13 protein-coding genes are annotated in these 13,513 nt (G+C 54.2%); 9 read left to right on the forward strand and 4 right to left on the reverse strand.

The window, feature by feature from the left end; genetic code table 11:
• Window positions 1-159: 159 nt before the first annotated feature.
• Both ysgD and corA read left to right on the forward strand, forming a co-directional pair.
• Complete coding sequence (ysgD, locus tag FDW95_RS23340; protein ID WP_212723238.1) at window positions 160-216, forward strand: YsgD/CorL family protein; 57 nt, start codon at window positions 160-162, stop codon at window positions 214-216.
• A 154-nt stretch (window positions 217-370) separates the two neighbouring features.
• Window positions 371-1,321: a magnesium/cobalt transporter CorA gene (gene corA, locus FDW95_RS21985; protein WP_096758923.1), complete on the forward strand. Its 951-nt coding sequence runs from the start codon at window positions 371-373 to the stop codon at window positions 1,319-1,321.
• A 117-nt stretch (window positions 1,322-1,438) separates the two neighbouring features.
• Here corA and rarD read toward each other — a convergent pair whose 3' ends face one another.
• Window positions 1,439-2,335 (reverse strand): EamA family transporter RarD, encoded by an 897-nt coding sequence (gene rarD / locus FDW95_RS21990; RefSeq protein ID WP_096758922.1) that lies wholly within the window; start codon window positions 2,333-2,335, stop codon window positions 1,439-1,441.
• A gap of 51 nt (window positions 2,336-2,386) precedes the next feature.
• Window positions 2,387-2,854, reverse strand: a complete 468-nt coding sequence (gene yigI / locus FDW95_RS21995) for an acyl-CoA thioesterase YigI (RefSeq protein ID WP_005133301.1) — start codon at window positions 2,852-2,854, stop codon at window positions 2,387-2,389.
• 165 nt (window positions 2,855-3,019) lie between these two features.
• Here yigI and pldA point away from each other — a divergent pair, with 165 nt between their 5' ends.
• The 3 genes from pldA to rhtC all read left to right on the forward strand — a co-directional run bounded on the left by pldA (window position 3,020) and on the right by rhtC (window position 6,491).
• Window positions 3,020-3,889, forward strand: a complete 870-nt coding sequence (gene pldA, locus FDW95_RS22000; RefSeq protein WP_115259841.1) for a phospholipase A — start codon at window positions 3,020-3,022, stop codon at window positions 3,887-3,889.
• An 88-nt stretch (window positions 3,890-3,977) separates the two neighbouring features.
• Window positions 3,978-5,807 carry an ATP-dependent DNA helicase RecQ gene (gene recQ / locus FDW95_RS22005; RefSeq protein ID WP_115259840.1) on the forward strand — a complete coding sequence of 610 codons (1,830 nt, stop codon included), beginning with the start codon at window positions 3,978-3,980 and terminating at the stop codon, window positions 5,805-5,807.
• Window positions 5,808-5,870: 63 nt separating this feature from the next.
• A complete protein-coding gene (gene rhtC, locus FDW95_RS22010; RefSeq protein ID WP_115259839.1) occupies window positions 5,871-6,491 on the forward strand; it encodes a threonine export protein RhtC in 621 nt (206 codons plus the stop codon).
• A 45-nt stretch (window positions 6,492-6,536) separates the two neighbouring features.
• Here rhtC and rhtB read toward each other — a convergent pair whose 3' ends face one another.
• A complete protein-coding gene (rhtB, locus tag FDW95_RS22015; RefSeq protein WP_096758918.1) occupies window positions 6,537-7,157 on the reverse strand; it encodes a homoserine/homoserine lactone efflux protein in 621 nt (206 codons plus the stop codon).
• A 110-nt stretch (window positions 7,158-7,267) separates the two neighbouring features.
• Between rhtB and pldB the strand changes: the two genes are divergently transcribed.
• From pldB to FDW95_RS22030, 3 genes are all read left to right on the forward strand, one after another.
• Window positions 7,268-8,284, forward strand: coding sequence for a lysophospholipase L2 (pldB, locus tag FDW95_RS22020; RefSeq protein ID WP_096758917.1), 1,017 nt, complete (start codon window positions 7,268-7,270; stop codon window positions 8,282-8,284).
• A 14-nt stretch (window positions 8,285-8,298) separates the two neighbouring features.
• Window positions 8,299-9,099 carry a sugar/pyridoxal phosphate phosphatase YigL gene (gene yigL / locus FDW95_RS22025; RefSeq protein WP_096758916.1) on the forward strand — a complete coding sequence of 267 codons (801 nt, stop codon included), beginning with the start codon at window positions 8,299-8,301 and terminating at the stop codon, window positions 9,097-9,099.
• A gap of 80 nt (window positions 9,100-9,179) precedes the next feature.
• Window positions 9,180-10,079: a carboxylate/amino acid/amine transporter gene (locus FDW95_RS22030; RefSeq protein ID WP_115259838.1), complete on the forward strand. Its 900-nt coding sequence runs from the start codon at window positions 9,180-9,182 to the stop codon at window positions 10,077-10,079.
• Here FDW95_RS22030 and metR read toward each other — a convergent pair.
• On the reverse strand, window positions 9,982-10,920 hold the full coding sequence (gene metR, locus FDW95_RS22035) for an HTH-type transcriptional regulator MetR (protein ID WP_115259837.1): 939 nt from the start codon (window positions 10,918-10,920) through the stop codon (window positions 9,982-9,984). The genes FDW95_RS22030 and metR overlap by 98 nt on opposite strands.
• 235 nt (window positions 10,921-11,155) lie before the next feature.
• Here metR and metE point away from each other — a divergent pair, with 235 nt between their 5' ends.
• Window positions 11,156-13,417 (forward strand): 5-methyltetrahydropteroyltriglutamate--homocysteine S-methyltransferase, encoded by a 2,262-nt coding sequence (gene metE, locus FDW95_RS22040; RefSeq protein WP_137363614.1) that lies wholly within the window; start codon window positions 11,156-11,158, stop codon window positions 13,415-13,417.
• Window positions 13,418-13,513: the final 96 nt, after the last annotated feature.

Consider the following 13,513-nt stretch of genomic DNA (forward strand, 5'->3'; position numbering starts at 1 on the left):
TCTTTCGGTTAATATTCTGAAATCATAGATAAATCCCCCCGTTCTGCTAACCTTGCAACATGAGGGGAAATTATTACTTTTTCGCCATCTGTTGCGTGTTGACGTCAAAATTTTGCTGGCGTAACATGCGCGCACGATTACGCTAAGAGGACATTCGCCTTGGACACACCCAGTAGATACTGGCTCATTATCCTGTCATCCAGGATCAACTCCTAAGGCTATCCCTTTTTGCTGATAGCCTTCGCGGTTGTCAGCGACCTTCTGTTTTTTCTCGTCGCGCCGAGTCAGGCTGTTTAATGGTCTGAAACCCAATTTGTTTCTGTGTGCCCACCGAACTGTCCGATAATTTTTTGCATTGGGAGTCCCGGTCATGCTGAGCGCATTTCAACTGGAAAACAATCGTTTAATACGTCTTGAGGCGGATGAAATTGATCATCTCGCCAGTTCGGTTTGGGTCGATTTAGTCGAGCCGGATGACGATGAACGAAACCGTGTGCAAAAGGACTTGGGCCAGAACCTGGCTACGCGCCCTGAACTGGAAGACATCGAAGCATCCGCACGTTTTTTTGAAGACGAAGACGGCCTGCACATCCACTCCTTCTTCTTCTATGAAGATGCCGACGATCATGCGGGCAACTCAACCGTGGCATTCACCATTCGCGAAGGTCGTCTGTTTACCCTGCGCGAGCGCGAACTGCCGGCGTTTCGCCTGTACCGTATGCGTGCGCGCAGCCAGTCGATGGTCGACGGCAACGCTTACGAGTTGCTGCTCGATCTGTTCGAAACGAAAATTGAACAGCTGGCGGATGAAATAGAGAATATCTACAGCGATCTGGAAAAACTCAGCCGCGTGATTATGGAAGGGCGTCAGGGCGATGAATATGACGAAGCGCTCTCCACGCTGGCGGAACTGGAAGATATCGGCTGGAAAGTTCGTCTGTGTCTGATGGATACCCAGCGCGCATTAAACTTCCTGGTGCGTAAGGCGCGACTGCCGGGCGGTCAGCTGGAGCAGGCGCGCGAGATCCTGCGCGATATCGAATCCCTGCTGCCGCACAATGAATCCCTGTTCCAGAAGGTTAACTTCCTGATGCAGGCAGCGATGGGCTTTATCAACATCGAACAGAACCGCATCATCAAGATCTTCTCGGTGGTTTCCGTGGTGTTCCTGCCGCCGACGCTGGTGGCATCCAGCTACGGCATGAACTTTGAGTTCATGCCGGAACTGCACTGGAGCTTCGGTTATCCCGGAGCGATTGTCTTTATGATGCTCGCGGGCCTGGCGCCGTATTTGTACTTTAAGCGCAAGAACTGGCTGTAGCAGAGAATTATTAACGCTCCCGTAGGCCTGATAAGCGCAGCGCCATCAGGCAGAAAGATGCCGGATGGCGACGTAACCATCTTATCCGGCCTACAAAATCAGTGCCATCAGGCGCAATCACAACCCCCTTCGCGTTCTGCGTAGGGTATAAATCGCATCCATCACGAATATCGCCAGCGCGACCCAGATAAAGGCGAACGTCACCATCTTATCTGCGCCCGGTACTTCACCGTAGAATGTTACCGCCAGCAGGAACATCAGCGTCGGCCCGATATACTGGAAAAAGCCCAGCGTGGACAGACGCAGACGGGTCGCTGCACCGGTAAAGCACAGCAGTGGAATGGTGGTCACGACCCCTGCTGCAATCAGCAACAGATTGAGCGACATGGGGTTCTGTCCCATATGGCTGGTTGGGCTGTCGGCAATACCAAACAGATAGATTGCCGCAATCGGTAACAGCCACAAGGTTTCGATCAGCATGCCGGTTTGTGCCTCGACGGCGATCTTCTTACGCACCAGGCCATAAAAAGCAAAGCTGAAGGCCAGTCCTAGCGCAATGATTGGCAGTGATCCAAACGTCCACAACTGTACCAGCACGCCGCAGGCGGCGAGCAGCACGGCCAGCCACTGCATGCGGCGAAAGCGCTCACCGAGGAAAATCATGCCCAATACAATATTCACCAGGGGGTTAATAAAGTAGCCGAGGCTGGCTTCCAGCATATGGTGGTTGTTGACCGCCCAAATGAATAGTAGCCAGTTTCCGCCGATGAGCACCGCGGAAAGCGCCAGCAGGAATACCTTCTTTGGCGTTTGCAGCAGCGTTTTGACCCCTGACCATTGGCGGCTGATGCTCATCAACACCACCATAAAGAAAAATGACCAAATCACACGGTGCGTCAGGATCTCGTCTGCGGGGACGTAGTAAATCAACTTGAAATATGCGGGTGCAATGCCCCAAATAAAATAGGCAGCAAGAGCGAGTAATACGCCCTGCCGCGTTTGCTTAGCATCCATCGGGAAAACTCATTTCAGAAATGTAACGGCAGTTTACCTTGTTTCAGGCGCTTACCCCACCATATACGTTGCGGTGGCGCTGGCGATATAAAGCTGCTCTTCGTTATGCAGCTCCACGCGTGCAACGGCAACTTTATTGCCTGCCCGCAGCAAACTGCTGGTAGCCGTGAAGCGATTCCCCCTGCCTGGGCGCAGATAATCGACGCGGAGATCGATGGTTCCCATGCGCGACATCCGCTGGCGCAGCTCGTCCTCGCTGATGGTTTCATGACGGGTCAGCGTACTGCCCACGCACACCAGTCCGGCTGCTACGTCCAATGCTGAGGCAATCACGCCGCCATGCAGGATGCTTTGCGCCCAGTTGCCGACCATCATCGGTTGGTTATTAAAGGCCAGTTGGGCAAACTCTTTTTCGTAACGTTCCAGCTCCAGCCCCAGCGCCCGGTTAAACGGCATATGGTAGACAAACATTTCGCCCACTAATTTCAGTGCTTGCTCAGCAGTCAGTACGGCAGACATACAATCCCTAACTCTCGATAGTTAATGAGGTGTTGATATTATGCTTCTTAATTGTTGTTTTCTACTTTGGGACGGGATAACTAACGAAGAGCGCACTAAGTATGTAAAATGCTATCAATAAAATCTTACAATTCATCAATATTTTAGTTCAGGAGAACATGACCGATGCGGGCGATTCTGGGATGGTTACTACCAGCAGTTATGCTGCCGTTGACCGTGTATGCGCAGGAAGCGACAGTGAAAGAGATTCATGATGCACCCGCTGTGCGCGGCAGTATTATTGCCAACATGCTGCAAGAGCATGACAATCCTTTCACGCTTTACCCTTATGACACCAACTACCTCATCTACACCAATACCAGCGACATGAATAAAGAGGCCATCAGCAGCTATAGCTGGTCTGAAAATGCGCGTAAAGATGAGTTGAAGTTTCAGCTGAGCCTGGCGTTTCCGCTGTGGCGCGGGATTTTTGGCCCGAACTCCGTGCTTGGTGGTTCCTATACCCAGAAATCCTGGTGGCAGCTTTCTAATAGCGAAGAATCGGCACCGTTTCGCGAAACTAACTACGAACCACAACTGTTCCTCGGTTTCGCCACCGATTACCGCGTTGCCGGCTGGACGCTACGTGATGTGGAAATGGGATATAACCACGACTCTAACGGTCGTTCCGAACCGACCTCGCGCAGCTGGAACCGCCTGTATACCCGCCTGATGGCAGAAAACGGTAACTGGCTGGTAGAAGTGAAGCCGTGGTACGTCATCGGCAGCACTGACGATAACCCTGATATCACTAAATATATGGGCTACTATCAGCTCAAACTGGGTTACCACCTCGGTGACGCCGTGTTAAGCGCGAAAGGTCAGTACAACTGGAATACCGGCTACGGCGGCGCTGAGTTGGGTGTCAGCTACCCCATCACCAAACATGTTCGTCTTTATACCCAGGTCTACAGTGGTTATGGCGAGTCGCTGATTGACTATAACTTTAATCAGACGCGCGTTGGCGTGGGCGTAATGCTCAACGATATCTTCTGATCGGCATTGAGAGTATTTTAATCATTGCAGTTTCTCTCTCAGGCGCTGAAAATAGCGCCTGTTTTTATTTAAGGTTAACGGGGTTAATGTGGCGCAGGCGGAGGTGTTGAATCTGGAAATGGGCGCTAAACAGGTTTTGCAGGAAACCTTTGGCTACCAACAGTTTCGCCCTGGTCAGGAAGAAATCATCGACACCGTGCTCTCTGGCCGCGACTGCCTGGTCGTTATGCCAACCGGTGGTGGTAAATCCCTGTGTTATCAAATTCCCGCATTATTGCTGAACGGCCTCACCGTTGTTGTCTCGCCGCTGATTTCCCTGATGAAAGACCAGGTCGATCAGCTGCTGGCAAACGGTGTAGCGGCGGCGTGTCTGAACTCCACCCAGAGCCGTGAACAGCAGCAAGAGGTGATGGCAGGCTGCCGTAGCGGGCAAATCCGCCTGCTGTACATTGCGCCCGAGCGCCTGATGCTGGATAACTTCCTTGATAATCTGGCGCACTGGAACCCGGTACTGCTGGCGGTAGATGAAGCGCACTGTATTTCCCAGTGGGGGCATGATTTCCGCCCGGAATATGCCGCGCTGGGTCAGCTGCGTCAGCGTTTCCCTGCGCTGCCGTTTGTGGCGCTCACGGCCACCGCCGATGACACCACCCGGCTGGATATTGTGCGTCTGCTCGGGCTTAACGATCCCCTCATTCAGATCAGCAGCTTTGACCGTCCCAATATCCGCTACATGCTGATGGAGAAGTTTAAGCCGCTCGATCAGCTGATGCGCTACGTGCAGGAACAACGCGGAAAGTCCGGCATTATTTACTGTAACAGCCGCGCGAAGGTTGAAGACACCGCGGCGCGTCTGCAAAGCCGCGGGATCAGCGCCGGAGCCTATCATGCCGGGTTGGACAACAACGTGCGCGCCGACGTGCAGGAGAAATTCCAGCGCGACGACCTGCAAATCGTTGTCGCGACCGTGGCGTTTGGCATGGGAATTAACAAACCCAACGTGCGCTTCGTGGTGCATTTTGATATCCCGCGTAATATCGAGTCCTACTATCAGGAAACCGGGCGTGCCGGGCGTGATGGCCTGCCCGCAGAAGCGATGCTGTTTTACGATCCGGCCGATATGGCGTGGCTCCGCCGTTGTCTCGAAGAGAAACCCGCCGGACAGCTGCTGGATATCGAGCGTCACAAGCTCAATGCGATGGGGGCCTTTGCCGAGGCGCAAACCTGCCGTCGTCTGGTGCTGCTGAACTATTTTGGCGAAGGGCGTCAGGAGCCGTGCGGCAACTGCGATATTTGTCTCGATCCGCCAAAACAGTACGACGGCTTAATGGATGCGCGTAAAGCGCTGTCGACGATCTACCGCGTTAACCAACGTTTTGGTATGGGCTATGTCGTCGAGGTTCTGCGCGGGGCGAATAACCAGCGCATTCGTGAGATGGCGCATGACAAGCTGCCGGTCTACGGTATTGGTCGTGAACAGAGCCACGAACATTGGGTGAGCGTCATTCGCCAGCTGATTCACCTCGGACTGGTGACGCAGAATATTGCCCACCACTCCGCGTTGCAGTTAACCGAAGCTGCGCGTCCGGTACTGCGCGGCGTTGTGCCGCTACAGCTTGCCGTGCCGCGTATTGTGGCGCTTAAACCACGCGCAATGCAGAAATCCTTTGGCGGTAACTACGATCGTAAGCTGTTTGCCAAACTGCGTAAGCTGCGTAAAGCCATTGCCGATGAAGAGAATATCCCGCCGTATGTGGTCTTTAACGACGCCACGCTGATTGAAATGGCCGAGCAAATGCCGGTGTCACCGAGCGAAATGCTGAGCGTCAACGGCGTGGGAATGCGTAAACTTGAGCGTTTTGGCAAAGAGTTTATGGCACTTATCCGCGCACATGTTGATGGTGACGACGAAGAGTAGTCAGCCAGGCAAAAAAGTGCCAGGATGGTGACTCTCTGAACTATTTCCCCGCGAGTCATTTTTATGTTAACGCTATTTTTTACTGTTGCGTTGGTACACATCGTAGCGCTGATGAGTCCTGGCCCCGATTTTTTCTTTGTTTCGCAAACGGCCGTTAGCCGCTCGCGCAAAGAGGCGATGATGGGTGTGCTGGGTATTACCTGCGGCGTCATGGTCTGGGCGGGCGTGGCACTGCTCGGTCTGCATCTGATCATCGAAAAAATGGCCTGGCTGCACACTATTATTATGGTCGGCGGTGGTCTGTATCTGTGCTGGATGGGGTATCAGATGCTGCGCGGCGCGTTTAAAAAACAGGACGTTGCGGCACTCGCGCCGCAGGTTGAGCTGGCGCAGAGCGGTCGCAGTTTTTTAAAAGGTCTGCTGACCAACCTGGCGAATCCCAAAGCCATTATCTATTTTGGCTCCGTCTTTTCGCTGTTTGTCGGCGACAACGTCGGTACCGCTGCCCGTTGGGGTATTTTCGCGCTGATTATCGTCGAGACGCTGGCGTGGTTTACCGTGGTTGCCAGCCTGTTTGCACTGCCGAAAATGCGTCGTGGCTATCAGCGTCTGGCGAAGTGGATTGACGGCTTTGCCGGCGCGTTATTCGCAGGCTTCGGCATTCATCTGATTATTTCGCGTTAACTTACCAGTAGGCCGGATAAGCGGTAGCGTCATCCGGCACTGATCTCAGGCATGCCGTGCTGACGCCAGCAGGGCACCTATCAGCATAAACAGCGAACCAAACACTTTGTTCAGCGCCTTCATTTGCTTTGGCCCTTTAATCCAGCCCGCAATGCGGGTGGCCAGCGTCGCATAACCGATCATCACAATAATATCGACCACGATGGTGGTCACGCCCAGCACCACATACTGCATCAACTGCGGCTCCTGCGGCATGATGAACTGCGGGAACAGGGCGGCGAGAAATACAATGCTCTTTGGGTTGGTCAGGTTGACGAAGACGGCGCGCTTGAACAGGCGACTGCGTGATTGCGTATTGGCGATGGTGTTCAGGTCGATGGCTCCCGCCGCGCGCCATTGCTGAATGCCCAACCAGATAAGATAGGCTGCCCCCGCCCACTTTAGTACCTCAAAGGCGATCACTGACCGTGAGAATAGCGTTCCTAGCCCAACACCGACCAGCACGATATGAATGCCAAGCCCGGTCTGCAAACCGGCAATCGACGCCGCTGCTCCCCGATAACCATGGCTGATGGCGGTTGTCATGGTGTTGATCGCCCCTGAACCTGGCGACAAGCTCAAAACAATGGACGTCAGCAGGTAGGCGAACCACCATTCAAAGGTCATGAGAAACTCCCGACTTGTCTATTTTTATGCCACAATACGCTACTGCCGATGCGTTGTAACAGGCTCGGCAAAAAAAACGATTTTACTTGGTCAACGAGGCTGGATACCCGATGTTTCAGCAGCAAAAAGACTGGGAAACAAGAGAAAACGCGTTTGCCGCTTTTTCCATGGGGCCACTGACAGATTTCTGGCGTCAGCGGGAGGAAGCGGAATTCACTGGCGTAGATAATGTTCCCGTACGCTTTGTTCGCTTTCGTGCAGAAAAAAACGATCGCGTCATCGTCGTTTGTCCCGGGCGCATAGAAAGCTACGTAAAATATGCTGAACTGGCGTATGACCTGTTTTATTCTGGTTTTGACGTCCTCATTATCGACCATCGTGGCCAGGGGCGTTCCGGGCGGATGCTCTCGGATCCGCACCGTGGCCATGTGGATAACTTTAATGACTATGTCGACGATTTGACCGCCTTCTGGCAGCAGGAAGTGCAGCCAGGTCCGTGGAGAAAACGCTATATACTGGCGCATTCCATGGGAGGCGCTATTGCCACGCTGTTCCTGCAGCGCCACCCTAATCAGTGTGATGCTATTGCCCTCAGCGCACCGATGTTCGGGATCGTGATGCGCTTTCCTGACTGGATGGTGCGCCATATTCTTGACTGGGCTGAAGGGTATCCGCGCATTCGCGAAGGCTATGCCATGGGGACCGGTCGCTGGCGGGCGTTGCCGTTTGGGATGAATGCGCTCACCCATAGCCGACAGCGCTATCGGCGTAATCTGCGCTTCTATGCTGATGATCCGCAGTTGCGCGTAGGCGGCCCGACCTATCATTGGGTGCGTGAAGGCATTCTGGCGGGTGAGCAGGTGTTGGCCGGGGCCGGAGATGATGCGACCCCGACGTTGCTTATTCAGGCTGAAGAAGAGCGTGTGGTGGATAACCGCATGCACTATCGTTTTTGTGAACTCCGCGCTGCAGCGGGCCATCCTGTAGAAGGAGGTCAACCGCTGGTCATAAAAGGCGCCTACCATGAGATCCTTTTTGAAAAGGACGCAATGCGCTCAGTCGCGCTCAACGCCATTGTTGAATTTTTCGACAGGCATAACTCATCCAGCGGACACCGCTTTGCTTAGAGGTTTAATTTTTTATGTATCAGGTAGTTGCATCTGATTTAGACGGTACGCTGCTTTCCCCCGACCATACCCTGTCCCCGTATGCCAAAGAGACGCTGAAACTGCTGACGGCTCGTGGTGTGAATTTTGTGTTCGCGACCGGCCGTCATCATATTGATGTAGGGCAAATTCGCGACAATCTCGGCATTAAGTCCTACATGATCACCTCCAACGGTGCGCGCGTACATGATACTGACGGGAATCTTGTGTTCTCGCATAATCTGGATCGCGACATTGCCAGCGATCTGTTTGGTGTGGTGAATGCGAACCCGGATATCGTGACCAACGTGTATCGCGACGATGAGTGGTTTATGAACCGCCATCGCCCGGATGAAATGCGTTTCTTTAAAGAAGCGGTGTTTAACTACTCGCTGTTTGAACCTGCGCTGCTGGAGCCGGAAGGCGTCAGTAAAGTGTTTTTCACCACCGACTCTCACGAAATCCTGCTGCCGCTGGAGCAGGCGATTAACGCCCGTTGGGGTGATCGTGTGAACGTCAGTTTCTCCACGCTGACCTGTCTGGAAGTGATGGCGGGTGGCGTATCAAAAGGCCATGCGCTGGAAGCGGTGGCAAAAGCGATGGGCTTCAGCCTGAAAGACTGTATCGCCTTTGGTGACGGCATGAATGACGCCGAAATGCTATCGATGGCGGGAAAAGGCTGCATTATGGGTAATGCACATCAGCGCCTGAAGGATCTGCACCCGGAGCTGGACGTGATTGGGCTTAATGCCGACGATGCTGTGCCGCATTATCTGCGAGAACTGTTTTTACAGTAACGGAACCGCTCATTAGTTAGTCAGTTGTCAACCGTGAACTTCGCTACAATGGGTGTATCTTTTGTTCAGAGACATCTATTGTGGCGCTACTCATCATTACCACTATTCTGTGGGCCTTTTCCTTTAGCCTGTTTGGCGAGTACCTTGCTGGTCATGTCGATAGCTATTTTGCCGTGCTGGTGCGGGTCGGACTGGCTGCGCTGGTGTTCCTGCCATTTCTGCGTACCCGCGGCCACAGCGTAAAAACTATTGGTCTGTACATGCTGGTGGGTGCCATGCAGCTTGGCATCATGTATATGCTGAGTTTCCGTGCTTATTTGTACCTGACGGTTTCCGAGCTGCTGCTATTTACCGTCCTGACACCGCTCTATATCACACTGATTTATGACCTTATGAGCCGACGCCGTTTACGCTGGAGCTACGCGTTTAGCGCACTGCTGGCGGTGATTGGGGCGGGGATCATTCGTTACGATCAGGTGACCAGTCATTTCTGGACCGGTCTGCTGCTGGTACAGCTTTCCAACATCAGCTTTGCCATCGGCATGGTGGGCTATAAGCGTCTGATGGAAACCCGTCCCATGCCGCAGCACAACGCCTTTGCCTGGTTTTATATGGGGGCATTACTGGTGGCGGTCGTTGCCTGGCTTATAGTAGGGAATGCGCAAAAAATGCCTGAAACTTCGCTGCAGTGGGGGATTCTGGTGTTCCTTGGCGTGGCAGCATCGGGCATCGGTTACTTTATGTGGAACTACGGCGCGACGCAGGTAGATGCAGGCACACTGGGTATCATGAACAATATGCATGTGCCTGCGGGGCTGTTGGTTAATCTGGCCATCTGGCACCAGCAGCCTCACTGGCCAAGCTTCATCATTGGTGCGGCTGTTATAGTGGCCTCACTGTGGGTGCATCGAAAGTGGGTCGCTCCGCACTCCGCACAAACGGCAGGTGATCGCAGGCGTGATTCCGCGCTGAGCGAATAAATGCTTCCGTGACCGGCTGACGCTGCTCGCCATCGCGCACAGCGGCGTACAGTCGGCTCCATAATCCATCACCCAGGGTTTTGGTCACTACCAGGCCCTGGCGTTCAAAACTCTCCACTACCCAGTGCGGCAGCGCTGCAATACCCATTCTGGCGGCGACCATCTGGATCAGCAGCAGGGTGTTATCCACGCTCTTCAGCGACGGGCTAACGCCAGCAGGCTGCAGGAAATGCCGCCAGACATCCAGTCGGCTGCGCTGTACAGGATAAATCAACAGGGTTTCGCTGGCTAAATCTTCCGGCGTTACCTGCGTTTTGCTGGCCAGTGGGTGATCGGGCGCCAGTATCAGACGGACTTCAAAATCAAACATCGGTGAATAGTGCAGGCCGCTGCGCGGCAGAATGTCGGATGTCATCACCAGGTCCAGCTCATCCTGCTGCAGGGCTGGTTGCGGATCGAAAGTCACGCCGGATTTAAAATCCATCTCTACCTGTGGCCAGTTAGCACGGAAATTCTCCAGCGCGGGGGTCAGCCACTGAATACAGCTGTGACATTCAATGGCGATGCGCAGCCGGGTTTGCTGCGGTTCGTTGCATGCCTGAAGCGCGCGACCGATTTGTGGCAACACCTGATTGGCCAACTGCAACAAAATTTCACCCTGTGGCGTAAAACGTAGCGGCTGGCTTTTACGCACAAATAGCCGAAAGCCGAGGCGTTGTTCCAGATCGCTGAACTGGTGAGACAGGGCGGATTGGGTCTGATGCAACGTCGCTGCTGCGCCTGCCAGCGACCCACTGTTCCGCAACGCCTGTAGCGTTTTCAGATGCTTAATCTCGATCATGAAAGTCCTTCACTTCGGCATGAATAAATTGCGCTTGAGGAATATACAGTAACCGCCAATTATGGATGTGTAAACATCTGGACGGCTAAAATCCTTCGTCTTTTAAATTTATGGTGCGTTGGCTTCGTTTCCCCACCCCAGTCACTTACTTCAGTAAGCTCCTGGGGATGAGCAAACTTGCCGCCTTCCCTAAATTCAAAATCCATAGGATTTACATATAATTAGAGGAAGAAAAATGACAATATTGAATCACACCCTCGGTTTCCCTCGCGTTGGCCTGCGTCGCGAGTTGAAAAAAGCGCAAGAAAGCTACTGGGCGGGTAACGCCTCTCGTGAAGAATTGCTGGCAACGGGTCGCGAACTGCGCGCTCGTCACTGGGATCAACAAAAGCAAGCTGGCGTTGACCTGCTGCCAGTGGGCGATTTTGCCTGGTACGATCATGTGCTGACCACCAGTTTGCTGCTGGGTAACGTTCCGGCCCGTCATCAGAACAAAGATGGCTCTGTCGATATCGACACCTTATTCCGCATTGGCCGTGGTCGCGCACCGACCGGTGCACCGGCGGCAGCGGCAGAAATGACCAAATGGTTTAATACCAACTATCACTACATGGTGCCTGAATTTACCAAAGGTCAGCAGTTCAAACTGACCTGGACTCAACTGCTGGATGAAGTGGACGAAGCGCTGGCGCTGGGCCACAAAGTGAAGCCCGTCCTGCTGGGTCCGGTCACCTACCTGTGGCTGGGGAAAGTGAAGGGTGAGCAGTTTGATCGCCTGAGTCTGCTGAACGACATCCTGCCGGTTTACCAGCAGGTGCTGGCTGAGCTGGCGAAACGCGGTGTTGAGTGGGTACAGATTGATGAACCTGCGCTGGTGCTGGAGTTGCCCCAGGAATGGCTGAACGCCTTTAAACCGGCGTACGATGCGCTGACCGGGCAGGTGAAGCTGCTACTGACTACCTATTTCGAAGGCGTGACGCCGAATCTGGATACCATCACCGCGCTGCCGGTACAGGGTCTGCACGTGGATCTGGTTCATGGTAAAGATGACGTAGCCGAGTTGCACTCGCGTTTGCCCGCTAACTGGCTGCTCTCCGCAGGCCTGATTAACGGCCGTAACGTCTGGCGCGCCGATCTGACCGAGAAATATGCACAGATTAAAGACATTGTCGGGAAACGTGAGCTGTGGGTCGCCTCCTCCTGCTCCCTGCTGCACAGTCCTATCGATCTGAGTGCCGAAACCCGCCTGGATGCCGAAGTGAAAAGCTGGTTTGCCTTCGCCCTGCAAAAGTGCGGTGAACTGGCGCTGCTGCGTGATGCGCTGAACAGCGGTGATACTACTGCACTGGTCGCGTGGAGTGCGCCAATTCAGGCGCGTCGTCAGTCAACCCGCGTCCACAATGCGGCAGTGGAAAAACGTCTGGCGGCAATCACCGCGCAGGACAGCCAGCGTACTCATGCTTACCCGGTACGTGCCGAAGCCCAGCGTGCGCGCTTTAACCTGCCAGCGTGGCCGACCACCACTATCGGTTCCTTCCCGCAAACTACGGAAATCCGCGGCCTGCGTCTGGATTTTAAAAAGGGTAACCTGGATGCGGGCAACTACCGCACCGGTATCGCCGAGCATATCAAACAGGCGATCGCTGAGCAGGAACGTTTAGGCCTGGACGTGCTGGTACACGGCGAAGCTGAACGTAACGACATGGTCGAATACTTTGGCGAGCATCTGGACGGTTTTGTCTTTACTCAGAATGGTTGGGTACAGAGCTACGGCTCCCGCTGCGTGAAGCCGCCGGTAGTGATTGGTGACGTGAGTCGTCCGGAAGCGATTACCGTTGAGTGGGCAAAATACGCCCAGTCGCTGACTGACAAACCGGTCAAAGGCATGCTGACAGGCCCGGTGACCATTCTTTGCTGGTCATTCCCGCGCGAAGATGTGACTCGCGAAACCATCGCTAAGCAGATTGCGCTGGCACTGCGTGACGAAGTCGCCGATCTGGAAGCCGCCGGTATTGGCATCATCCAGATTGATGAACCGGCGCTGCGTGAAGGTCTGCCGCTACGTCGTAGCGACTGGGCAGCGTATCTGGAATGGGGTGTCGAGGCCTTCCGCATCAACGCCGCAGTGGCGAAGGATGAAACGCAGATCCACACCCACATGTGTTACTGCGAGTTTAACGACATCATGGATTCCATCGCTGCGCTTGATGCCGACGTGATCACCATTGAAACCTCGCGTTCCGACATGGAGCTACTGGAGTCGTTCGAAGAGTTCGACTACCCGAACGAAATCGGGCCGGGCGTGTACGACATTCACTCGCCAAATGTGCCAAGCGTGGAATGGATTGAAGCCCTGCTGAAGAAAGCGGAACAGCGTATCCCGGCTGAGCGTCTGTGGGTGAACCCGGACTGTGGTCTAAAGACGCGTGGCTGGCCGGAAACCCGCGCAGCGCTGGCGAACATGGTGAAAGCGGCGCAGAACCTGCGTCAGGCTTAATTAGGTGCCCGATCGCCGGGGGCGTTAACGCTTACCCGGCCAACAGGAACGTGCAAGTCGTTGTAAGCCCGGTAAGGCGTAGCCGCCACCGGGCGA

Origin of the sequence: Citrobacter sp. wls718 (assembly GCF_005280945.1) — a bacterium.
Taxonomy (GTDB): Bacteria; Pseudomonadota; Gammaproteobacteria; order Enterobacterales; family Enterobacteriaceae; genus Citrobacter; species Citrobacter gillenii.